This window comes from Pseudarthrobacter sp. NPDC092202 (assembly GCF_044755505.1).
Lineage (GTDB): Bacteria > Actinomycetota > Actinomycetes > Actinomycetales > Micrococcaceae > Arthrobacter.
The window spans coordinates 25,605-47,595 of the sequence record NZ_JBIVRG010000005.1 but is presented as its reverse complement, the minus strand read 5'-3'; the positions used below and the strand labels follow the sequence as shown (position 1 = coordinate 47,595).

At 66.2% G+C, this 21,991-nt stretch carries 23 protein-coding genes, 1 pseudogene and 2 riboswitches; of the genes and pseudogenes, 16 read left to right on the top strand and 8 right to left on the bottom strand.

Annotated features, from left to right (window positions below):
- Positions 1-5 precede the first annotated feature (5 nt).
- Both ACIQF4_RS10110 and ACIQF4_RS10105 read left to right on the top strand, forming a co-directional pair.
- A complete protein-coding gene (locus ACIQF4_RS10110; RefSeq protein WP_400515964.1) occupies positions 6-929 on the top strand; it encodes an aminodeoxychorismate lyase in 924 nt (307 codons plus the stop codon).
- A 66-nt stretch (positions 930-995) separates the two neighbouring features.
- Positions 996-1,460, top strand: coding sequence for a pyridoxamine 5'-phosphate oxidase family protein (locus ACIQF4_RS10105; RefSeq protein WP_231455179.1), 465 nt, complete (start codon positions 996-998; stop codon positions 1,458-1,460).
- Positions 1,461-1,545: 85 nt separating this feature from the next.
- On the opposite strand, the gene ACIQF4_RS10100 is transcribed toward ACIQF4_RS10105, so the two are convergent.
- The gene (locus ACIQF4_RS10100) at positions 1,546-2,259 is read right to left on the bottom strand and encodes a TetR/AcrR family transcriptional regulator C-terminal domain-containing protein (protein WP_400515963.1); all 714 of its coding nucleotides are present in this window, start codon (positions 2,257-2,259) and stop codon (positions 1,546-1,548) included.
- 275 nt (positions 2,260-2,534) lie between these two features.
- Between ACIQF4_RS10100 and ACIQF4_RS10095 the strand changes: the two genes are divergently transcribed.
- Positions 2,535-2,792, top strand: a complete 258-nt coding sequence (locus ACIQF4_RS10095) for a hypothetical protein (protein WP_231455181.1) — start codon at positions 2,535-2,537, stop codon at positions 2,790-2,792.
- A 140-nt stretch (positions 2,793-2,932) separates the two neighbouring features.
- On the top strand, positions 2,933-3,523 hold the full coding sequence (locus ACIQF4_RS10090) for a GNAT family N-acetyltransferase (RefSeq protein WP_400515962.1): 591 nt from the start codon (positions 2,933-2,935) through the stop codon (positions 3,521-3,523).
- 35 nt (positions 3,524-3,558) lie between these two features.
- Here ACIQF4_RS10090 and opgC read toward each other — a convergent pair whose 3' ends face one another.
- On the bottom strand, positions 3,559-5,973 hold the full coding sequence (opgC, locus tag ACIQF4_RS10085) for an OpgC domain-containing protein (RefSeq protein WP_400515961.1): 2,415 nt from the start codon (positions 5,971-5,973) through the stop codon (positions 3,559-3,561).
- A gap of 303 nt (positions 5,974-6,276) precedes the next feature.
- Positions 6,277-6,390: riboswitch (SAM riboswitch) on the top strand.
- Positions 6,391-6,403: 13 nt separating this feature from the next.
- Here opgC and ACIQF4_RS10080 point away from each other — a divergent pair.
- Genes ACIQF4_RS10080 through ACIQF4_RS10070 form a run of 3 tightly spaced genes read left to right on the top strand, consistent with a single transcriptional unit; the run spans position 6,404 to position 8,298 of the window.
- Positions 6,404-6,682 carry a DUF1737 domain-containing protein gene (locus ACIQF4_RS10080; RefSeq protein ID WP_188812037.1) on the top strand — a complete coding sequence of 93 codons (279 nt, stop codon included), beginning with the start codon at positions 6,404-6,406 and terminating at the stop codon, positions 6,680-6,682.
- Positions 6,679-7,089: a rhodanese-like domain-containing protein gene (locus ACIQF4_RS10075; RefSeq protein ID WP_400515960.1), complete on the top strand. Its 411-nt coding sequence runs from the start codon at positions 6,679-6,681 to the stop codon at positions 7,087-7,089. Before ACIQF4_RS10080 ends, ACIQF4_RS10075 begins: the two co-directional genes overlap by 4 nt.
- Positions 7,090-8,298: an O-succinylhomoserine sulfhydrylase gene (locus ACIQF4_RS10070; RefSeq protein WP_350004078.1), complete on the top strand. Its 1,209-nt coding sequence runs from the start codon at positions 7,090-7,092 to the stop codon at positions 8,296-8,298.
- 14 nt (positions 8,299-8,312) lie between these two features.
- On the opposite strand, the gene ACIQF4_RS10065 is transcribed toward ACIQF4_RS10070, so the two are convergent.
- The gene (locus ACIQF4_RS10065; RefSeq protein WP_350004079.1) at positions 8,313-8,615 is read right to left on the bottom strand and encodes a DUF1905 domain-containing protein; all 303 of its coding nucleotides are present in this window, start codon (positions 8,613-8,615) and stop codon (positions 8,313-8,315) included.
- Between the two features lie 122 nt (positions 8,616-8,737).
- On the opposite strand from ACIQF4_RS10065, the pseudogene ACIQF4_RS10060 reads away from it, so the two are divergent.
- A pseudogene (locus ACIQF4_RS10060) lies at positions 8,738-10,225 on the top strand (DUF222 domain-containing protein); the annotation flags it as partial.
- Positions 10,226-10,566: 341 nt separating this feature from the next.
- Here the strand turns inward: ACIQF4_RS10060 and ACIQF4_RS10055 are convergent.
- Together ACIQF4_RS10055 and ACIQF4_RS10050 are read right to left on the bottom strand one after the other, a co-directional pair.
- A complete protein-coding gene (locus tag ACIQF4_RS10055) occupies positions 10,567-11,793 on the bottom strand; it encodes a glutamate--cysteine ligase (RefSeq protein WP_400515959.1) in 1,227 nt (408 codons plus the stop codon).
- Between the two features lie 67 nt (positions 11,794-11,860).
- Complete coding sequence (locus tag ACIQF4_RS10050; protein WP_400515958.1) at positions 11,861-13,384, bottom strand: UDP-N-acetylglucosamine 1-carboxyvinyltransferase; 1,524 nt, start codon at positions 13,382-13,384, stop codon at positions 11,861-11,863.
- 284 nt (positions 13,385-13,668) lie between these two features.
- Here ACIQF4_RS10050 and ACIQF4_RS10045 point away from each other — a divergent pair, with 284 nt between their 5' ends.
- A complete protein-coding gene (locus ACIQF4_RS10045; protein WP_400516072.1) occupies positions 13,669-14,457 on the top strand; it encodes a hypothetical protein in 789 nt (262 codons plus the stop codon).
- A 13-nt stretch (positions 14,458-14,470) separates the two neighbouring features.
- Here the strand turns inward: ACIQF4_RS10045 and ACIQF4_RS10040 are convergent, their stop codons facing one another.
- From ACIQF4_RS10040 to ACIQF4_RS10030, 3 genes are read right to left on the bottom strand one after another with little or no spacing between them, the layout of a single operon-like run.
- A complete protein-coding gene (locus ACIQF4_RS10040) occupies positions 14,471-15,271 on the bottom strand; it encodes an energy-coupling factor transporter transmembrane component T (protein WP_350004083.1) in 801 nt (266 codons plus the stop codon).
- Complete coding sequence (locus ACIQF4_RS10035; protein WP_400515957.1) at positions 15,268-16,824, bottom strand: ABC transporter ATP-binding protein; 1,557 nt, start codon at positions 16,822-16,824, stop codon at positions 15,268-15,270. The genes ACIQF4_RS10040 and ACIQF4_RS10035 overlap by 4 nt, the downstream gene beginning before the upstream one ends.
- Positions 16,824-17,447, bottom strand: a complete 624-nt coding sequence (locus ACIQF4_RS10030) for an ECF transporter S component (protein ID WP_350004085.1) — start codon at positions 17,445-17,447, stop codon at positions 16,824-16,826. The genes ACIQF4_RS10035 and ACIQF4_RS10030 overlap by 1 nt, the downstream gene beginning before the upstream one ends.
- Positions 17,448-17,511: 64 nt before the next feature.
- A riboswitch (TPP riboswitch) is annotated at positions 17,512-17,651 on the bottom strand.
- Positions 17,652-17,724: 73 nt separating this feature from the next.
- Here ACIQF4_RS10030 and ACIQF4_RS10025 point away from each other — a divergent pair.
- From ACIQF4_RS10025 to ACIQF4_RS09995, 7 genes are all read left to right on the top strand, one after another.
- The gene (locus ACIQF4_RS10025; RefSeq protein WP_400515956.1) at positions 17,725-18,267 is read left to right on the top strand and encodes a heme-degrading domain-containing protein; all 543 of its coding nucleotides are present in this window, start codon (positions 17,725-17,727) and stop codon (positions 18,265-18,267) included.
- A gap of 100 nt (positions 18,268-18,367) precedes the next feature.
- A complete protein-coding gene (locus ACIQF4_RS10020) occupies positions 18,368-18,577 on the top strand; it encodes a hypothetical protein (RefSeq protein ID WP_350004087.1) in 210 nt (69 codons plus the stop codon).
- A 130-nt stretch (positions 18,578-18,707) separates the two neighbouring features.
- Positions 18,708-19,202 (top strand): DUF4383 domain-containing protein, encoded by a 495-nt coding sequence (locus ACIQF4_RS10015; protein WP_400515955.1) that lies wholly within the window; start codon positions 18,708-18,710, stop codon positions 19,200-19,202.
- Between the two features lie 70 nt (positions 19,203-19,272).
- Positions 19,273-20,328, top strand: a complete 1,056-nt coding sequence (locus ACIQF4_RS10010) for an iron-containing redox enzyme family protein (protein ID WP_400515954.1) — start codon at positions 19,273-19,275, stop codon at positions 20,326-20,328.
- Entirely contained in the window at positions 20,325-21,404 is a 1,080-nt protein-coding gene (locus ACIQF4_RS10005) for a glycosyltransferase (protein ID WP_400515953.1), read from the top strand. Before ACIQF4_RS10010 ends, ACIQF4_RS10005 begins: the two co-directional genes overlap by 4 nt.
- Positions 21,401-21,616, top strand: coding sequence for a CDGSH iron-sulfur domain-containing protein (locus tag ACIQF4_RS10000; protein ID WP_350004091.1), 216 nt, complete (start codon positions 21,401-21,403; stop codon positions 21,614-21,616). The genes ACIQF4_RS10005 and ACIQF4_RS10000 overlap by 4 nt, the downstream gene beginning before the upstream one ends.
- A gap of 69 nt (positions 21,617-21,685) precedes the next feature.
- Entirely contained in the window at positions 21,686-21,949 is a 264-nt protein-coding gene (locus ACIQF4_RS09995) for a DUF4235 domain-containing protein (protein WP_350004092.1), read from the top strand.
- Positions 21,950-21,991: the final 42 nt, after the last annotated feature.

The window sequence follows — 21,991 nt, the reverse complement described above, 5'->3', positions numbered from 1 at the left end:
GACCCATGACCTCTCCAGCGCCCGTGGTTCTCGTTTTCCTCGACCCCACTTACCCTGACGGCCGGCTGGCCGACGCTTCCCAGCCGCAGCTGATGGTGACAGACCAGGGCGCCACCCGCGGTGACGGTGTCTTCGAGACCATGCTGGCCGTGGGCGGAAACGTCCGGAAAATCCAGGCCCACCTGGACCGTCTAGACGGCTCCGCAGACACGCTTGACCTCGCCATCCCGGGCCAGGACGAGTGGCGCCGCGCCATTGCCACAGCCCTGTCCGAGCACCGGGCCCAGAACCCTCCCACCGCCGCGGACGAACTGGTGGTGAAGCTTGTGGTGACCCGCAGCGTGGAGGGCGCGGCTGCTCCCACCTGCTGGGTGCAGGTCTCGCCCGTGGGCGAAGGCGCCCGACGCCAGCGCGAAACCGGGATCGATGTGATCCTCCTGGACCGCGGCTATGACAGCGACGCCGCCGAGCGCGCACCCTGGCTGCTGCTCGGAGCCAAGACACTCTCCTACGCCGTCAACATGGCTGCCCTGCGGCACGCCCACAAACAGGGCGCGGACGACGTCATCTTCATTTCCACGGACGGCCGGGTCCTGGAGGGCCCCACGTCCACCGTGCTGCTGGCCCACGTGGAAAAGGCCGACGACGGCACGTCCGTGAAGCGCCTCATCACGCCCCAGCTGGACAGCGGGATCCTGCCCGGAACCTCGCAGGGGGCACTGTTCACCGCCGCCAAGGCAGCAGGATGGGAACTGGGCTACGGCCCGTTGGAGCCGCAGGACCTGCTGGACGCCGACGCTGTGTGGTTGATCTCCAGCGTCCGGCTGCTGGCCCCGGTCAACCACATCGACGGCAAGCAGGTGGGCACGCCGTCGGTGCAGAAGGAGCTCACCGCAGAGCTGAACGAACTGTTGGCGGGCATCCAGTAGCCCGGCCTGCGATTCGGGCCGTTGCACTCTAGGTTCCGCAGCGACAGTGGCCGTAAGGTGTGCTTCATGGACTCGCAAACGCAGCCGGATGGCACCTTGACCTTTGACGAATGCTGGGAACTCCTGGCTAATGACACTGTCGGCCGCCTTGCCGTGGTAGTGGATGGCCACCCGGAGATCTTCCCGATCAACTACGTGGTGCACCGCCGCAGCATCGCGTTCCGGACGGCCGGCGTCACCAAACTCTGGAGCGCACTGTCCGAACGGCCTGCGGCCCTGGAAATCGACGGCTACGATCCCCACACCGAAGAGGCGTGGAGCGTGGTGCTGCGCGGGGATACCCAGCTCATCGAAGACCAGGCGGACAAGGATGCCGTGGACAGCCTAGGGCTTGAACCATGGCAGCCCGGCGAGAAGGCGAACTACATCCGGCTGTCGGCCCGCGCGCTCACGGGCCGCCGCTTCAAGGTCAATCGGCCGGACGTCTGGGCCACCCGCGCCCAGGACAGGCGCCGCGCTTCCTTCGAGTAGTTCCGTTCCCGGTCCGGCGTCCGCAGGGAGTTTTCAACGGCGGCTTGGCGCTTGCCGGTCGCGGCGTGGCACTTGCGGACGGCGGTTAGCCGGCCGAGCTGCCCAGACGCAGTGAAAGCTGCGCTTCGAGCCCGGACAGCAGGATGGTGACGCCCTGGTCCAGCTCGGCCGAGCCCTCGTACTCGGCCAGGGCGGGGGCCAGTGCCCGCAGCCGCGGAAACTCCTTGGCGGGCAACCGGTGCAGGCCGAGCCGCAGCAAGGCTTCGTTCTCCTCCGGGTCCACCACGAATTCCTGGAGTTCGTTCAGGATATGGCCATAGAGGAAGCCGTAGTAGGCGCGGTAGACGTGGAGGGCGTCGGCCGGGCTGAAGCCTGCCCCGATCAGGAGGGAGAGGATCTGCTCGAGGGGACGCAGGGTGCCCAGCGGCCGCAGTCCCAACGGGGTGGAGAGCGGCCTGGTCACGAGCAGTGGCACCACGTTGGGATGCTGCAGGGCCAGGCGGCGTAGATCGTGCGCGATCTGGCGCAGCTGGGCTTTCCAGTCGGGATCCTGGGGGTGGATGGTGAGTTCATTGAGCACCAGCTCGGTGACCCCGTCCAGCAGCGCGGCGCGGTTCTCCGCATAGCGGTAGAGGCTCATCGGGTCCCGGCCCAGTTCCTGGCCGAGGCGGCGCATCGTCAGCGCGTCCAGGCCGTCCGCATCAACCACTTCGAGCGCTTTCGCCAGCACGAGCTCCCGGCTTAGACGCTGCTTTTGGATCGGCCCGGTGATGGTTGCGGGGACTTTCGCGGAGGCCATGGTTTCCGTCCTGGGTGGCGGCAAGCCCCTCAATATGGAGGGAAATTCCATGCGCTTGCCTGATTGGTTGTCTACGGCTAAAGTCTACAGTGTAGATGCGGCAGTGACACCGCCCGGAACCAACAATTCGGTAGTCAGCAAATTCGTAGTGCCGCTGATCCAGCAGCCCACCTGTTTTGCGGCTTCATCCACACTCCATTGCCCTGTGCACGGCATTGAGGTTCGCTGCTGTAGCCGAACGGCAGTACCACCGCACTTAGCGAAGGGAAGCCGTCATGGCACATTCGCAGTTCGACCTCTTTCTCAAAGAAGCCACCTACCTCGACCAGGCCTCGGAATCCACGCTGGACCGTGACCGCCTATACGGCCTGTACACCAGCTGGTGCTTTATCAACCAGCAGAAACCGGGACCTGAATCGGACTTCTGGGCAGCCATGAGCCACCGCAGGATTGCCTCCGGCCACAACGGGCTGCGCATGAAGGGCCCCGCTGCCGCCGACTACATCCTGGCGAGCTACCCCGGGCTCGTATAGCAAAGCCACAGCAGACGGACAACGGCGTGGACCACGTGCCTCCGGGCACGGGGTCCACGCCATTCCTTTTCCTGCGGATCTCTTCTTGGCGGCGGCCGGATACGCTGCATCCACAGCGCCCCGCCCGAAAGGATCCGTACATGATTGACAGCAGCGCTGACCTGCGCGCAGGACTACGCATCAGGTTGCTCACGGCCGCGGACGCCGTCGCGCTGTCCGAGGCCTACGCGCGCAATCGAGAGCACCTGGCTCCATGGGAGCCGAAACGCTCGGATGCGTTCTTTACCAGCGGGCACCAGTCGGACATAATCCGCGCCAAGCTCGGCCAGTACGCGCTGGGCTCGGAAGTTCCGTGGGTACTGGTACAGGAAGAGGACGACGGCGGGGGCACGCCGCGCACCGGCCGGGCGGGCGGGCGCGTGGCTGGGACAGTCACGCTGACGGGGATCGTCCGCGGCCCCTTCCTCAGCGCGAACCTCGGCTACTGGGTGGACCACAAACTCACCGGGCAAGGGATTGGCACGGCCGCCGTTCTGCACGCGGTCGACTACGCCCGCACCGGGCTTGGCCTGCACCGCATCCAAGCTGCCACCCTGCTGCACAACACAGCGTCCAAGCGGATCCTGCAGCGGGCAGGGTTCCGGGAGATTGGGGTTGCGCCGCAATACCTGAAGATCGCAGGCCGGTGGCAGGACCATCTGCTCCACCAGCTGATCCTGCCGCAGCCATGAGTGAGTTCAGATAAGCCTCCGCGGAGGTCGCGTCCTTAGGTGGGGATGATTTTGAAGAGGAACCGGGTCCGCACCATCACCCAGAGGAGCCCGAGGACTACGGCATAAGCGAGCGTGTTGACCAGGATGTTTCCCTGCTGGAGGGCAGGGATATTGGCAACGACGGCTATGAGCACCACATGCATGATGAACACATAGAGGGTGGCGCGGCCCAGGGGGACCAGGAACCAGCCCAGGGCGCGCTGCACCGGCTTCCAGTACGCGGTGAGGAAGGCATAGGCCGCCACCACCAGGACCAGGACGTTCAGCAGCCGGCCCGGAGCGAGGTAGGTGCGTCCGAAGAACAGGTCATACATGGCCCGGTACGCGGTGTCCGGGATGATCGCCAGGCGGACGTCAAACCCGTTGGCCAGGTACGGATTGCCCCATGACAGGAAGGCAAACGCGAAGGCCAGGGCGGTGCAGGCCGCAACCGCCCAGGGGTGCGCTGAAAGCCAGGCCACGATCCTCCGCCGGTGGAACCCGGCCGCCAGGCCGACGACGAACAGCACCTGCCACACCAGCAGGGGAAATGAATCCTCGAACTGCGACGGCAGGATCCGGAAGCGCGTCACCGTACCCGCCGCGTACACGGCCAGCGATGCCGCCAGCACCCACACGGCTTTACCGCGGTTGAGGGCCGCGAGGATCAGGGGGCTGGCCAGCAGCAGCACCACGTACAGGCCCATCACGTTGAACTGCCACGGCCCGAACTGGAGCAGCAGGATGGCGGGAAGAACCTGTGGCGGCACGGGGAACTGGAACAGCGTTTCCATGCCTGCATAGAGGTCGTAGCTGCGGCCGGCACCTTCGTGCCCTGCACCGCCCGTGCCCTGGTCCACGAAGGTCGTGAGCGCATCTGTCCGGAACACCGGCAGCAGCGACAAGAGGAAGACGCCCACCAGCACCACCAGCGCCGTCAGGTAGAGCTTTCCTGCCCGGCGCGAAGTAAGGTCCACCACCGTTCCAAAGTCGTCCTTCGCCCTGGGCCCATAGACCATGCCCACCACCAGCCCGGAGAACAGGACAAACAGCTCGGCGCCCGAAACAAAGCCCACCGCCTCCTGGGTCAGGAGCTGGAACAGCGACACCAGGCCCAGGTGGTTCACCACCACAAAGACGATGGCAAGGCCACGGAGCAGGTCCACGCGGGAGTCCCTGCTGGACGGGTCGCTGTAGCCCCAGGCCGTGACCGCACCGACTTTGGCGGGGAGTTGCCACAGTGCCACCAGGAGGATGAGGAGGGCCGCCCCCACGCTCCAGGCGGCCGCCCCGGACAGCGTGTTGGACCTGACGAACGATGCACCTGGGGCGACATCGGTAACCGGCCCCGTCACCACCGGGGATCCCTCAAGCCGGGTGCGGGCAGCCTCGGCAATCCCCGCGTTTCCGGTGAGGCGCCAGTCGATACTGGCCACACCCGTGTCCCGTGTACTGGTGCGTTCGTCCCAGACCACCGCGCCCGTCATCGCGAAACCGGCTGATCCGGCAACTTCCAGGACCTGGCCCCACCAGCTGTCCTTGATCTCCGCTTCCGCGGCACCTCCGGCGGACGGGCTGTAAAAGGCCGAAGTCTGCAGCATCAAGGGCTTGTCCCGCCCCGCCGCATACGTCCCGTAGAAGTTTTCCCCGCCGGAGGCCGTCAGCATCTCCTGCAGCTCACCGGCGCGGGGAACGGTGTTGACCGCGGTGCCCCCTGCAGTGTCATCGTGGTAGGCCGTCAAGCCCACCCAGTCCACGGCGTCGTCCCCGGGGTAGTAGGGTTCGTAGGCTTTGTCCGAGCCGTTCCAGGCGCCGTCGCCGTTGGTGTCCAACAGGGAGAACCCCTCGGTTCCGGGCGCGGGCGCGTTCCGGTTCCGTTCGAAGGGATAGTCCCTGCCCAAATACGGTTCCCACACCATGGCATAACCGCCGGCGGTCCCGGCCGCCCGGAAAGCCGCTGTCACCGCCTGGAATGACTGCCGGTAGGCGGCCGGCTGCTGGCCCCACTCCACCCAGCTGGCATTCATGTCCGGAGCGAAGCGGATGAGCAGCTGGCCTTTAGAGTCACCTTTTATCCGGCGCACTTCCCCGGCAAAAGCTGCAGCGGCGTCAGGGGTGACCTGGTCCAGCGGGACAACAGGCCTTACCGTGAGCATCGCATCGGCGCCCTGTCCGGCGGATTGTTCCAGGAAGCCCCGGATGTCGCTCTCTTCCGAGGCGCGGAAGGGGAAGGTGATGTCGTGTCCGAAGATCGCGGGGGATGCCCCGAGCCGCTCGGAGAAGCCCCCGGCGGTGTCCTCTCCCCATTCGAGGACTGCGCCCAGCAGCGGCTTGCCTTCCTCCGGGAGGTTTCGGGCCGCCTGCGCCGGCCCGGCGGGCACCACCACGGCCAGGACGGCCATCAGCGCGGCGGCGAGGACGGCAGCCATCCGGTGGAGGGGCCGCGGGCGGCCGCTCGGGGCGGGACGTGCGGGAGCGGATAGCGTGCTGATGAGACCCCCCAGGGACTTATTCCTCAAGTGACGGGGCGGCGCCCCTGGACAAACTTTATCCGGGCTGGCGCTGGTGGCAGGCACCTGGCACCTGCATGCCCAAGGTGGCGCCGCCGTCGTACGTTGAACGGACGTGGCGCATGCATCTTTGGTGCCGTGCCTCCGCACAGCATCCTTCAGTTACGCAACATGACGACGACGGCGGTGCGGCGGTGCGCGGCAAGTGTTACGTTTTTGGGGAGTAATGAGTACCGGCGCCAAGCCCTGACTGGCCGGTCGGCAACCCTCCTTCCACGGCGGGGTGCCTCAGGTGAATACTCGGCATATCGACCATTCGAGCTGCAAGCGTGAGAGAAGGAGATCCGTCGTGTCTGACGCACCTGCCCCTGAAGAAAAACTGTCCTACCGCCTCATCAGCGGCCCGGACAACCGTGAATTCTGCGAGCGGATCTCGAACGCCCTGGCGGAAGGCTATGTGCTGCACGGCAGCCCCGCCGCAACCTTCAACGGCACCAGCGTGATCGTGGCACAGGCCGTGGTCCTGCCGGCAGCCATCGCCTCGGCAGACGCCGCAGTGGCGGATGCCGTGGATGACCTCGAGTCCGCAGGCGACGACCTTGAGTTCGACGGCGAGGGCCACGCATGAGCTACGCAGGAGACCTGACGCCGCAGGAGGCCTGGGACAAGCTGGCACAAGGCGCCATCCTGGTGGACGTACGCACCGAGGGCGAATGGGCCCACATCGGGATCCCGGACACCAAGGCAACAGAGAACGATCCGCTGTTCATCCAGTGGACCTTCCCCGGGGGCATTCCAAACCCTGACTTCATCAACGACCTCAACCAGCAGGCGCCCGAAGACCGGGCAACTGAACTGGTGTTCCTGTGCCGCTCCGGCCAGCGGTCCATCGCGGCGGCCATAGCGGCCACCCAGGCCGGCTTCACCTCCTACAACGTGCTGGAGGGCTTTGAAGGCGACCCCGACCGCTTCGGCGAACGCACCGTCAACGGCTGGAAGAACCGCGGCCTGCCAACAAACCTGGGAAAGATCTAAGTGACCTTCAACGAAGACGCCGCCGGCTGGAGCCCCGATACCCAGGCCGTGCGCGGCGGCCTGGACCGCACCAACTTCCAGGAAACCAGTGAAGCCATTTTCCTGAATTCAGGGTTCGTGTACGAATCTGCCGCCGCCGCCGAGCGCGCCTTCACGGGCGAGGACGAGCGTTTTGTCTACTCCCGCTACGGCAACCCTTCCGTGGCAACGTTCCAGGAGCGGCTCCGCCTCCTGGAAGGAACAGAGGCGTGCTTTGCCACCGCGTCCGGAATGTCGGCCGTGTTCACCGCCCTGGGTGCCCTGCTCGGTGCCGGCGACCGTGTAGTGGCCGCCCGTTCGCTGTTCGGGTCCTGCTTCGTGATCCTGAACGAAATCCTGCCGCGGTGGGGCGTGGAGACGGTCTTCGTTGACGGACCGGACCTGGAGCAGTGGCGCGAGGCCCTGTCCCAGCCCACTACCGCCGTCTTCTTCGAATCGCCGTCCAATCCCATGCAGGAGATCGTGGACATCGCGGCGGTCAGCGAACTGGCTCACGCGGCCGGGGCGACCGTCGTCGTCGACAACGTTTTTGCCACTCCCCTGCTGCAGCGCTGCGGGCAGTTTGGCGCGGACGTCATTGTCTACTCCGGGACCAAGCACATCGACGGCCAGGGCCGGGTGCTCGGCGGGGCAATCCTGGGCACCAAGGAGTTCATCGAGGGCCCCGTGAAGCAGCTGATGCGGCACACCGGCCCGGCATTGTCCGCCTTCAACGCCTGGGTCCTCACCAAGGGCCTGGAAACCATGGCGCTGCGTGTTAACCATTCCTCGGCCACCGCGCTGCGGCTCGCGGAGTGGCTGGAGGAACAGCCGGCCGTCAGCTGGGTGAAGTATCCGCTGCTGAAGTCCCACCCGCAGTATGAGCTGGCAGCAAAGCAGATGAGTGCCGGCGGCACGGTCCTCACCCTGGAGCTGGCTCCCTCCGGGGGCCGCTCGGGGAAGGAAGCCGCCTTCGCGCTGCTGGACGGCCTGCGGATCATCGACATCTCCAACAACCTCGGGGACGCCAAGTCCCTCATCACCCACCCGGCCACCACCACGCACCGCGCCATGGGGCCGGAGGGGCGGGCCGCTATTGGCCTGAGCGACGGCGTTGTTCGGCTTTCCGTTGGCCTGGAGGATGTGGACGACCTGATTGGCGACCTGGAGCAGGCGCTCAAGCAGATTTAGGGTTGCACCGGGAATCAGGCGCCTTGAACGGACAGGTTCACTTCCACGGAGTCGCCTTCGCTGATTCGCGCCCTGGCCCTGATAGCCTTCTTGACCGGCAAAAGGTACGTCCCTGTTGTGGTGTCCGGGAAGAGCGAGGTCTGCCAGGTTTGGCCGGCGATTTCCGCACTCACCTGGACTGAGCCGAACGCTTTGCTGCGCCCTGCATTTTGTGCGCGGACATCGTCCGCGACGTCCGGGGGCAGGGTGAGGAAATGCCAGCCAGCCTCGCCGGGGTACAGCCAGAGTTCCGCTTTGAACGAGTACGACGACGTCACGCGCCGAGTATTGCATGCCTGCGGGGGTGCCGCCAGGGCTGTGGATATCCAGCAGGCCACTAGTTATCCACAGCCCCTGCCGTATGGTCCTTTTTGTCAGACCCCCGCAGGATGATGTCTGTATGGAAACGGACCCGGCGGTTGAGCAGGCGGAGGCAGCCGTTGTGGCTGCCGTCGCTGCGTTAGCTGCTGTATTGGATGGCAGGGACGCTGCGGTTGACGCCGGAGGGCTTAGCCCCGAAGCCACCCCAAGTCCTGCTGCTGCTTTGGATGATCCGTTGCAGCGGGTTGCTGACCGGGCACTGTGGGTTCTGGCGGGAGTGGCGCGATCGGAGGCGAAGCTGGCGGCGTTGAAGGCGCAGGCGGTTCAGGTGCTCGCTGCCGCCACGGGCCTGCTGAACGGACCACCGTCCTCACCACATGAGGCCACGGCCCAGCAGCGGAGCCTGGTGGCGGAGGTCGGGTGCGCACTGGTGATCAGTGACCGGGCCGCCGGTGCCCTGTTGGCCGAGTCCCACGCCCTGACCACGTCCCTGCCCCGGACCCTCGCAGCGTTGCAGGGCGGCTCGATCTCCTGGGCCCATGCCCGGGGGATGGCGGAGGAGGCTGCCACGCTTGACCCGGCCGGTGCCGCGGCCCTGGAGGCCCACTTCCTGGATCCGGACACACCCAGACCGCCCGGAGCGGCAACGATCGGGGAGATGCCGGCGTACCGGTTCAGGGCCAAAGCCAGGACCTGGCGGGAACGCCACCATCCCGAATCATTTTGGAGAACCGCCACGCCAAGGGTGTGGCGGAGCGCCGGGTGGAGTACGCACCTGGCCAGGATGGCATGGCCTGGCTCTCGGCCTACCTACCCGCTGACCAGGGCTTGGCGATCTGGAACCGGCTCACCGCCCTCTCCCGGGGAATGCAAAGCCCCAACGAGGCGCGCACTCTCACCCAGCTCCGCGCAGACGTCCTCGCCACCGCGGGCCTCACCAGCGGCGCTGGCCACATAGACTGCACCCACGGCAAAGACAGCACAGGCTCCGGCACCGGCCCTGGCGACAGCAGCACCGGCTCGGGCCCTGGCGACAGCAGCACCGGCTCCGGCACAGACCAGGGCACGTCCATCCGGGCGCAGGTGCTCGTCACCGTGCCGGTATTCTCCCTCATGGGACTGACGGATGAGCCCGCGATGCTGGACGGGCACGGTCCGGTACCGGCGTCCATGGCCCGCGAACTCGTCGCTAACGGGACGGATTCGTTCCACCGGGTCCTGGTTGATCCGAGGGACGGGGCCCCGTTGGAGATCGGCCGGACCAGCTACCGGGTCACCAAAGCCATGCGGAACTGGCTGCGAATGCGGGACGGCAAATGCCCCTTCCCCGGCTGCAACAACAACTCGTTGGACAACGAGGCAGACCACCTCCTGGCCTGGCAGCACGGCGGAACCACCGGCATCAGCAACCTCGGACAGCCCTGCCCGAAGCACCACAAACTTCGGCATTCCAGCGGGTGGATACCAACACCGGCCACCAAAAATGAACCGCCCGGCTGGACCTCACCCACCGGCCGGCACTACAAAAGCGAACACCAGGACTGGGAACCACCCCACTGGCCAGGCTGGGTTACTGACATGTGGAGTGCTGCAAAGCAGCCGGATCCAGGACAACCGGTTTTGCCTGCGTTCGAAGGCAGGGACCTCCAGGGCTTTGTTGAGCATTTTGGGATGCCTCAGGACGTGGAGACCCGCCCGATGACTTCGATCCGCCAGACGTGGACCTGCCGGAAGACCCCGGACCCACGGAGGATGAACTCCCCAACGACCCGTTCCCGAAGTGGCACCTATGGCTGGAAGCGTCCCTTTCGGCTCTTTATGTCAGGCCAGGGTGTAGGACAGACCAGGGCTGCAGGACAGACCAGAATCGGCTGACGCCCAGGGCTGCACAAGGTTGCCCAGGGCTGCCTAGGACTGCCGGACGCGCAGCAGGTCCGGAGCAGCTTCCACTTCCGCGAGGTCGGGGGCACCCCGCATGGTGATGTTGACAGCGTGGTTCACAACGGCGCCCAGGCCGAGATCTTCGGGCGGAGGACCTGCCATGGCCTTGTCCCGGACCCGGCGTTGCTCCGCTGCCCCGGTGCCACGGGCGATGATGTCCTCCACACCCTGGCGGACGATCGCGAGCTCTCCCTGCTCGTCCAGGACGGGCGCGAGGTAATCCACCAGCGAACGAACCACATCCGTGGCCCGGGCCGGCCGGAACGTGCCGAAATCCAAAAGCTCCCCGCTGAGCCCGCTGCTGCTTGCCTGCCATGCAGCCATCCGCAGCAGCACAGTGGGCACCGGCGCAGGGTCCACGCCGTCCCGCCACTCCCGGCTGGCGGACTCCACCAGTGCGCGGACCAGGAGCGCGATGAGCGCAGCGTCCTCCGCCCGGAGGCAGACATCGGCCACGCGCACTTCCACAGTGGGGTGATTCCGGGAAAGCCTGGCGTCGAAGTAGAGCATCCCCTCGTCCAGCATCACTCCGCTGTCCAGCAACCGCGTGACAACCCGACGGTACGCGGGGTAGGTCCCGTAGATCCCCGCGGGTCCGGACGTGGGCCAGCGGTTCCAGGCCTGCGTCCGGTAACTCTCGAAGCCCGTCGCCATACCGTTCCAAAACGGGGAGTTCGCGCTCAACGCGGTCAACACGGCAAGCTTGTCCCGGATCCGGTCCAGGACCGCCACGCCCTCCTCCGGCGATTCGATATACGTGTGCACATGGAAGCCGCACGTGAGCTGCTCCTGCGCCGTGAGGCCGAAGCGCTCCAGCATCAGGGCATACCGGGGGTCCGGCGTCGTATGGCTGGTGGAGGCCAAGGGCGAGGTGGCAAGCGCCGCCACCCGGGCACCGTTCTTTTGGGCAGCCCGGTCCGCAAGCGTCCGGCCGGCACGGATCTGGTCCAGCAGTACGCCGTACTCCAGGCAGGGCCGCGTCTGGGTCTCGATCTGCTCAAGCTTAAGCTCGGCACTCAAGCCCATCTCGTCGTCGTCGTAAACGGTCTTGTCTTCGGTTTCCAGCGCATGGGCACCCGGTGCGTCATCGGCGGCCATCCTGTGCCCGGACAGCAGGGCATCGGCCAGTGCAAGCGGCTCCCCCGTTGCCGGGTCAACAATCAGGAGCTCTTCCTCGACGCCGAATGTACGCATACTGTCATTCTGCGGCAGGCAGGAAGATTTTGGAGTTGATCCGCCTTTCATGACGAACCGTGAAAGGTCAGTCCTGGAAGTACTCCACCTTCGCACCGATGGCGTTCAGCCGCTCCGCCAGGTCCTCATAGCCGCGCTCAATGACATAGATGTTCCGCAGCTCTGACACTCCCCGCGCAGCAAGCATCGCCAGCAGCAGGCAGGCTGCCGGACGCAGCGCAGGCGGGCAGCCCACCTCGGCCGCACGCCATTTTGTGGGTCCGTTGACATAGATCCGGTGCGGGTCCAGCAGCTGCACCTGGGCGCCCAGCCGGTTGAGTTCCGTAAGGTAGATGGCCCGGTTTTCGTAGACCCAGTCGTGGATCATGGTCTGGCCCTGGGCGTTGGCTGCGATGACGGCGAAGAAGGGCAGGTTATCGATGTTGAGTCCGGGGAACGGCATGGGGTGGATCTTGTCCTCCGGAGCGTGCAGCTCCGAAGGCTTGGTGGTGACGTCCACCAGGCGCGTCCGGCCGTTCCGGGCCATATACTCGCCGGAGATCTCCAGCTCCTGGCCCATCTGGCCCAGGGTTGCGAGTTCAATCTCCATGAACTCAATGGGCACGCGCCGGATGGTCACCTCTGAATTGGTGACAATGCCTGCGGTGATCAGGCTCATGGCCTCGATGGGGTCCTCTGACGGGAAATACTCGATCTCGGCGTCGATGGACAGGCGCCCCGTGATCTTCAGGGTGGTGGTGCCCACCCCCTCGATCTCCACGCCCAGCATCTGCAGGTAGAAGCAAAGGTCCTGCACCATGTAGTTGGGGCTGGCGTTCCGGATGACGGTTGTACCCTCACGGTGGGCTGCTGCCATGATGGCGTTTTCGGTGACAGTATCGCCGCGCTCTGTAAGCACGAATGACCGGTCCCGGCTGTCTGCGGGCGGGGCCTGCACACTGTAAAAGCCCGCGGTGGCCTCCACTGAGAGGCCGAACTGCCGCAACGCCTGCATGTGCGGCTCAACCGTACGGGTGCCGAGGTCGCAGCCGCCCGCATACGGGAGACGGTACCTGGCCGACTCGTCCAGCAGCGGGCCCAGAAGCATGATCACGCTCCGCGTGCGGCGCGCAGCGTCAACATCCATGGCTTCCAGGTTCAGCACGGCCGGCCGCCGGAGCTGCAGGTCGGTGTCGTTAAGCCAGGTGCACTCCACGCCGATGCTGGTCAGGACCTCAACAATCCGGTTCACCTCTTCAATGCGCGCTATGCGGCGAAGGATGGTGGTTCCCCGGTTGATCAGGCTGGCACAGAGAAGCGCCACCCCGGCATTCTTGCTGCTGTTGACATCCACAGAACCGGAAAGGGTATGGCCGCCCTCAACCCGCAGGTGGGTCATCTGCGGCTTGCCCACGTTCACGATGCTCCTGTCGAAGATCGCCTCGAGGCGCTGGATCATTTTGAGGCTCAGGTTCTGCTTACCCTGCTCCATCCGGGCAACGGCGCTCTGGCTCGTTCCTAGTTCGGAAGCCAACTGGCCCTGGGTCCAGCCCTTCTCACTTCGGGCGTCCCTCAACATGGCGGCAACGTGTTCGGCGGTTTCCTGCGTCATAGTCAATTTTATATCATAGATGAGCTACGGGCGAGGAATTCCGGGGAGCTGAAGGTCCGACTAAATGCACCCCTACCCGTCTCATGCGATAGGGGCCGGTGCGTGGCCACCTTGACCTCCCCTGCCGCCGGCGGGAAACTGGAGGAGGATCCCTTCGTCCAGCGGGCAACGGAGGCAACATGCGCCGCACACCAGCCAGCGAGGCCGCGCCAAACAGAAAACTGCGGGGCAGCGCAGAGCCGCACCGGGAATTATCCGCCGGGAACGTGCGGTCCGTGCGGGGAATGTTGAGCGTGTTTTTTGCCGCGCTGCTTTTGGTGGCCGGCGCTCCCGCCCACGCTGCGCCCTCACCCGGCGAGGGGCAGCAGTCGCTTCTGGGGAATGACATCTCCTGGCCGCAGTGCAACGGCGGTTTTCCAATGGACCAGGCTTTTGCCATTGTGGGCGTCAACAACGGCCTGGCCAACACCACGAATCCCTGCCTGTCCGAGCAGCTCCGGTGGGCAGAGGATTCCGCCGGCCACCCCGGCCAGCCCACCGTCTCCCTGTACGTCAATACCGCCAACCCCGGCGCCGCCGGCTCCTGGTGGCCCATAAACGACGAATACCCGGCCGGGCAGACGGTCCACAACCCTTACGGCCCCTGCGAAGACGGGGATTACGGCAAGGCCTGCGCCTACATGTACGGCTATGCCAAGGCGTACGACGACGCGTACCTCCGCGGGATCAGCCACCCCGCCAGCTACTTCTGGTGGCTGGACGTCGAAACGGAGAACAGCTGGTCCCGCACCGACAAAGACGCCAACCGGACAGTCCTGGAAGGCATGACGGACTTCTTCCACAGCATCGGGGCCAAGGTGGGTATCTACTCGACCGGCCAACAGTGGGAGCGGATTGTTGGAACGGTCAGCAGCTCGAGCAATCTCTATGTGCTGCCCAGCTGGCTGGCGGGATCGCTGAACGCCTCCGGCGCGGCGGACGCCTGCTCCAAGGAGCCCCTGACCGCCGGCGGCAAGGTGGTGCTGGCCCAGTTCGTATCCAGGGGGTTCGACTACAACTATTCCTGCCTTTAGACCGGTGCAGGTGTCAGCTTCCCAGCCACACCATGTTCCATGTTCCGAGGGACACGGCTGCAATCACGGCTGTTCCCGCCATCACCACGCCCCCGGCTAGCACCCAGGCATCCAGCGCGCTGAAGGTGGATTCACGCGCCCACGTCCGGCGTCCGCCGCCGAAACCGCGGGCCTCCATGGTCACGGCCAGCCGTGACGCCCGGCGGATTGCCTGGACCAGGAGCCCGAAGCTCTGCCCCAACGTCGCCTTCAACCGCTGCATTGCGCTGCCCCGGGAACCCACACCCCGGGCCCGCCGGGCCATTCCTATGGTCTGCCACTCTTCCGCCATCAGGCCCACCAGCCGCATGGCCGCGAGCGTGCCCAGCACGAAGCGGTGCGGAAGGCGCGCCTTCTGCGCCAGCGCATCGGCGAGGTCCGTGGGGTCCGTGCAGCTCATCAGCAGCACGGCCGGAAGGGCGATGGCCAGCCCGCGCAGGGTGAAGCCCACCCCCAGCTCCAGCGAGCCTTCGCTCATGGTCCAGATGCCGACGTCGATCAGCGTCCTTCCGCTGTCCGGAGCCAGGATGGAGGTACTCCAGCCTCCCACGGCCGCGGCAAGGATCAGCGGCCAGCCGCGCTGCCACAGCAGCGTCACCGTCAGGCCAGCGAGAGGGAACAGCAGGAATTCGAAAGCCAGCGCCACCGATGCGGAAACCCAGTCGATCGAAAGGGCCAGTACGGCGGTGATGAGGAAGACGGCGGCGAACTTGCTCAGGGGATTGGCGCGGGCCAGCAGGGCCTGGTTGCCGCGCAGGTTCAGCTCCTGCCTCATGGCGCCACCGGTTCAGCCGCAGCCATCCGCAGCTCAGTTCCACCCAGCGCGGCAGTGAATTCGGCGTCATGGGTTACGGACACCACGGCGGTGCCGGCATCCAAAAGCTCGGACAGGAACGAGGCCAGCTCCGCCCAGGTGTTCGCATCCTGGCCGAACGTTGGCTCGTCCAGCACCAGCACCTGGGGATGCGCTGCCAGCACGGTGGCCACGGATAGACGCCGTTTCTCCCCGCCGGAGAGCGTATAGGGGTTTGCGTCCACCAGGTGGGTCAGCCGCAACCGCTCCAGCAGCTCGTCAACGCGTTCCTCACCGTGGCCAAGGTGCCGCGGGCCGAAGAGCAGCTCATCCAGCACCCTCCCGGTGACGAACTGGTGCTCGGGTTCCTGGAACACGGTACCGATCCGCTCAATGAGCGCCTCGGCCTTCCAGGCGTAAGGGTCAATCCCGGCGCCGCGGCTGAGCTCCAGGGTTGCGGAAACCTTGCCTGCCACCGGCTCCAGGAGCCCCGCGAGGGTCAGCGCAAACGTTGACTTGCCCGCACCGTTGGGACCCGTGATGGCCAGCGCCTGCCCGGCCCGGACCTGCGCGGAAATGTCCTGCTGGACGGGGACCGGGGGTATTTTCCGAAAGCCGCTGCGGCGGGGGCGTTCGCGAGAGACCGCAAGTTTCTCGGCCGCCAGCAGCAGTTCTCCGGAGGGGGCGGCCGGGCTTGCTGACCGGGCCCGCGTCTGCGGAACGTACCCGGGCACCCACACGCCTGCCGCGGCCAGCATGGTCCGGGCTTCGGCGAGCACCTGGTCCGGAGGGCCGTCAAGCAGCACGGCATCATCGGTGGCGCTGCCCGGCTGCAGCACCACGATCCGGTCCACCAGGTCCTTCCACACAGCCACCCGGTGCTCCACCACAACCAGCGTGGCACCGGTTTTGTCCAGGCAGCGGTCCACGGCGTCGCGGACTTCCAGCACACCGGCCGGGTCCAGGTTCGCTGTGGGCTCGTCAAGCAGGATCAGGCCCGGCCGCATGGCAAGGATCCCTGCCAGCGCAAGGCGCTGTTTCTGTCCGCCGGACAGGGCCGACGTCGGATGGTCCAGCGGCAGGTGGGAAAGTCCGACGTCGTCCAGCGCTTCGTGCACGCGGGCCCAGATGGCGTCGCGGGGCACGGCAAGGTTTTCGGCGCCGAAGGCGACGTCGTCGCCAACGCGGGAAAGGACCACCTGCGTCTCCGGGTCCTGCTGCATCAGTCCCGCCCGGCCGCGCTGCTCCCGGGGCACGGCGCCGTCAACCAGCAGCGAGCCCGTCTCGTCGGAGTCCCCGGTGTCGCCGCCGTCGTCGTTTATGTCCCCCAGCACCCCTGCCAGGGCGTGGAGGAGCGTGGACTTGCCGGCACCGGAAGGTCCCAGGAGAAGCACCCGCTCCCCCGGGCGGATCTCCAGGTCGAGGGCATGCACGGCCGGTCTGGTGCGCCCTGCATGCCGCCAGCCCCAGCCGCGGGCCGTGACGGCAGCCGGACGCACCGGGGTCGATGCCTCCTGCCGCGAAGGGGCGCCCATCAGGAGAAGACAGGCTCCGTTGCCGCCTTGCGTGATGCAAAGGAGCTCAGGACACCAGTCCTGGCCAGGCCGCGGGTGGCAACCCAGGACAGCGCCCCGGCGATGATGGCGCCGGAGATGGCGGTGAAGATGATGTACGCCAGCTTGTCGCCGGCGGCGTAGGCGATGTTCCAGCCCCACGGTGCGAACGAGTCGTTCAGGCCGCAGAAAAGACCGGCGGCAGCGCCTGCCAGCAGGGCTACGGGCAGGTTGAACTTCCGGTACACAAAGATGGCGAAGATGATCTCCGCGCCAAGGCCCTGCACGAACCCGGAGAACAGTACGGACGCCCCGTACTGGGAGCCCATGAGCAGTTCACCGGTGGCTGCCACCGTCTCGCAGAAGAGCGCAGCACCGGGCTTGCGGATGATCAGCATGCCCAGGACAGCCGGAATCATCCAGCCTCCGGCGATCAGGCCGGTCAGGGGCGGGTAGACGGCATTCATGGGCCCGGAGACCGCGGCGGCACCCTGGGACCAGGCCCAGAAGATGACGCCGCCGGCGACGGCGATGAGGGCCGCCACCACGATGTCCACGACGCGCCAGGACTTGCCGGCGGGCTTCTTGATTGCTGTTGTTGCCATGTAGTCCTCCTGAGGAACAGGAGGGGAAAGTGGGCGCGGTTTCCGGCACTGCTGCCGCTGCGCGCACTTCGAGAACTCGACTCCCTTGCGCCGGTACTAACCGGATCAGGTTCGAGGGTCTGCGGCTGTCCGCACTCTCAGCGCCCACCTGCGGTCCCTGGCATGGCCAGTGATGCCGACGGCGGCGCTCCCCTGTCGTTGAATGATTGTGTTTGGTGAAATATCCGCCCTGTTGGGCGTGGTTCAGTTTACCGCAGGGAGGGGTAGATTGTGGGCCATGACTGCGAATCCACCAGATATGACCGGGTACGATCCAGATTCCCAGGCTGCCCAGCCGGAGGGATCCCTGGAAGCACTGATTGCCCGGATTGAGGCGGAGGTCCGGGAGTTGCAGTTTCCCGGCTTTTCCATGGATGACGCCCTGAACCTGGGGCTGCTCCTGGTGGAGTTGGGCAAGGAACGCGGGCTGCCCATCGCCATCGACATCAGCAGGGGCGAGCAGGTCCTCTTCCACGTCGCCCTGCCGGGGGCAACGCCGGACAACGGGCACTGGATCGGGGCCAAGAAGCGGACCGCCGCCCGGTACGAGGCCCCTTCCCTGCTGGTGGGGCTGCGCGCCAGGCTCCAAGGGGGACGGATCGAAGACAACGCCTGGTTCGACCAGACCCGATACGCCGCGCACGGCGGCTCCTTCCCCTTGTACGTCACCGGAGTGGGTGCCGTGGCAACCGTCACCGTGTCCGGTTTACCGCAGGTGCAGGACCATGACCTGGTTGTCGAGGCCCTGCGTGACATCCTCGGGCAGGCCGGCGCGGACTGACGGGTACGCCGTCGGCGCACGCCCCCGCGTGCATGGACACCCCCGGGGCGGCGGGAGTACATTCGAGCCGAGTGGCGGGTATTCCATCCAGGAGGGCGTCGTGACCGGTCCAGCATCCGAGAACCAGGTCCGGGCGGCGCTGGACAAAGCCTCGGACGAGATGCTTTTCATCGGCCCGGACCACCCCTACTATCCGCTGCTTGCGGAACTGGTGGCCGTCGTCGGGAAGTCCTGGCAGCAAGGCTACGAGCACGGCCGCCGCGGAGGCCCGCCCACAAACCCGTACGCGTGGAACGGCGCGGGAGGGTAGCAGCCTGCGTTCACTGCGCAGCCTGGGTTCAGTGCGCCGGCGCCCGGCCCCAGCAGAATACAAAGGCTGCTTAGCATTTATTAGTAATCATGCTTACTATGTTGTCTCCAGCGTTTGAGGAGTACAGCACATGGCAGCCAGCATCCGCATGAAAGGCGCCCGCACAGGCCTGCAGAACGCTGCCCTCGGAACGGGCGCCGTTTTCAGCCTGGCCGGCATCCTGGGATTCATTCCCGGCATTACCTCCAATTATGGCTCGCTCCGCCTGGCCGGCCACGCATCGGAAGCGCTGCTGCTCGGGATCTTCCAGGTGTCCATCCTCCACAACGCCGTCCACCTGCTCTTTGGGGCTGCCGGCATCCTGATGTCGCGCTCCCACCCGCAGGCACGGAACTTTCTCATTTACGGCGGCGTCATCTACCTGGTCCTTTGGCTGTACGGGCTCCTGGTGGGAGATCCCATCCCTGCGAACTTCATCCCCGCGAACCATGCGGACAACTGGCTCCACCTGGTTCTTGGCCTGGCGATGATTGCCCTGGCCATCATGTTCGCCCGGGGGCCGGCTCCCGCAGCGGACACCAGCAGCACCGCCAGTTCGTCAGCACCCGGGACCCGCCGCCGCTGACCATCATCTCCTGCCGTGCCCCCAGCGCCGGGGGCACGGACCCGCTACACGCCAGACCCGAAGGAGCATCATGAAAGTCCCAACAGCAAGGGGTCCCGTCAGCACCGCTTTGTTCAGCGCCCTTTCGGAGCTGCCGGGCACCGATGAGGGCGCCCTGGCGGCGCTGCAGCGGACGGTGGAAGGCCACCTTCCGGCAACTCTGGACATCATTGGCGACGATGACCTCCAGCTGACGCTCTTCTGCCTCTACGAGCTCCATTACTCCGGGCTTGAGGGCGTAAGCGACGACTGGGAGTGGGTGCCGGAACTGGTCCGGGTGCGCCAGCTCCTTGAAAAGCCGTTCGAAGCCGCGCTCCGGGAAGCTGCCGCGGCGGCCGCCGGGGATCTGGAACTCCCTGCCCAGTCCCGTGTCACCAGCGACGAAGTGGCAGACATTTTGTTCGCCCTGGCCGGGCGCGACAGCGGCCCCAGCCTCTCCCGGTATGTGGCCAAGCAGGCCAGCCTTGGCCAGCTCAAGGAATTCCTGATCCACAAGTCCATCTACCAGCTGAAGGAAGCGGACCCGCACACCTTCGCCATCCCGAGGCTCTCGGGGCGGGCCAAAGCGGCACTGGTGGAAATCCAGGCGGATGAGTACGGCGGCGGACGGCCCGAGCGTATGCACAGCGCCCTTTTTGCCCGCACCATGCGGGGCCTGGGAATGGATGACGGGTACGGGTCCTACGTGGACGCCGTCCCGGCGGTCTCCCTCGCGGCCGTGAACCTGATGTCGCTGTTCGGCCTGAACCGTCGGCTGCGCGGTGCCATCACCGGACACCTGGCCATCTATGAGATGACCTCGTCCCAGCCCAACCGCCTCTACGGCAGGGGCTTCCGCCGGCACGGTTTCGATACGGAGGTCACCCATTACTTCGACGAGCATGTGGAGGCCGACGCCGTCCACGAGCAGATCGCCGGCCGGGACCTTGCGGGCGGGCTGGTTGAGGCGGAACCCCATCTCCTGGCGGATGTCCTGTTCGGCGCCACTGCGGTCATGGCTGTGGACGGCAGGTTGTCTTCGCACATCCTGCAATCCTGGGAAAACGGCGTGTCCTCACTGCGGGCGGAAGTGCTGGATGCGGCATGAACGCCCCGGCGCCAGGCAAGACGGCTGAGTACATCCTGCCCCTGCGCTGGACGGATGATTCGGACCTGCCGGACCTGGCCGCCTACCTCCGCCGCCTCACGAACTGGATTGCCGTCACGGTGGTGGACGGCTCCGCGCCGGACCTGTTCGAGCAACACCGCAGGGTGTTTCCGCCCACCGTCCGGCATCTCCGGCCGATGGCCGCAATCGGCAATGACCGCCCTGGTAAAGCCGGCGCCGGCCGCGGCGGAAACGGCAAGGTGGCGGGGGTGATGACAGGAGTAAGGGCCTCGACGGCGGACCTGCTGGTCATTGCCGACGACGACGTCCGCTACACGCGCGAGTCCCTCGCCGCCGTCGTCCAGCACCTCAGCTCAGCAGACGTGGTGAGGCCGCAGAACTACTTCGACCGCCTGCCGTGGCACGCGCGGTGGGATACGGCGAGGAAGCTGATAAACCGCGCCTGGTCCGCAGACTTTCCCGGAACCCTGGCACTGCGCCGCAGCACCCTTGTGGCGGCAGAGGGGTACGACGGGGTCCTGTTCGAAAACCTCGAGCTGATCAGGACCATCAAGGCCGCAGGAGGCTGCGAGAAGGTTGTCCCGGACCTGTTCGTGGCACGGCGGCCACCGAAGGCGCGGCACTTCCTGAAGCAACGCGTCCGCCAGGCCTACGACGATTTCGCCCAGCCGTGGAGGCTCGGCGCGGAACTCGCACTGCTTCCGGTAGTCCTCGCCGCTGCCCGTCTGCCCCCGCGGCTCCGAGTGGCCGCCCTTCTTTCGCTGGCAGCCGCATCCGCCATTGCCGCCGGGACCGGACGGCGGCGGAACGGGGGCACAACGGTCTTCCCCTTCAGCACGGTGTGGTTTGCCCCGCTGTGGGGCGTGGAGCGCGCGGTCTGCATCTGGATCGCGCTTGGCTTCCGGCTGAGCGGAGGCATGCCCTACGCAGGGACCCGCCTCAAGACAGCCGCGCATTCGGAGGCCGACCTTCGGCTGCGGCACAGCAGACGTGCAGAAAACGGGCACCAGGACCGTATGGATGACCACAGCAACCCAGAGCAGGAGCACAAATGAACCAGGAACCAGCCGAGAGCTCCATCGTGGTCTGCCCCGACGGGCCGCTCATTGTGCGCGGCGACTTCGAGATCGTCACGCCGTCCGGCGAACCGGTGCCCCGTGACCGCAAAACCGTGGCGCTGTGCCGGTGCGGTGCCTCCGCCATCAAGCCCTATTGCGACGGGACGCACAAGATGATCAAGTTCCGCACGGAACCCCCGTCCAGCTGAGCAAAAGACCCCGCAAACGCCAGATAGGCTAGGGACAGCCCGTTTTCCGCCCGCAAGGAGTATCAAGGAATGAACCTTTTCATTAAGCTGCTCGGCACCGGCGTGAGCCTCGGCGCCGGCTTCGTCGGCACCAAGCTGGTCAACACCATCTGGGAAAAGTCCACCGGGCGCAAGCCGCCCACCGGGAAGGACGAGGACGTTCCCACGAGCCTGCAGTCTGCCCTGACGTTCGCACTGATCTCAGCCTCGGTCAGCACCATCATCCAGGTCCTGGCCAACCGCGGCACCCAGCGCGCCATCACCCGGTTCGCCAAGAGCAAGGACATCGTCTGACCCCTCCCCACTAGTTTTTGTCCAGATAAGGCGGGTTCCTCA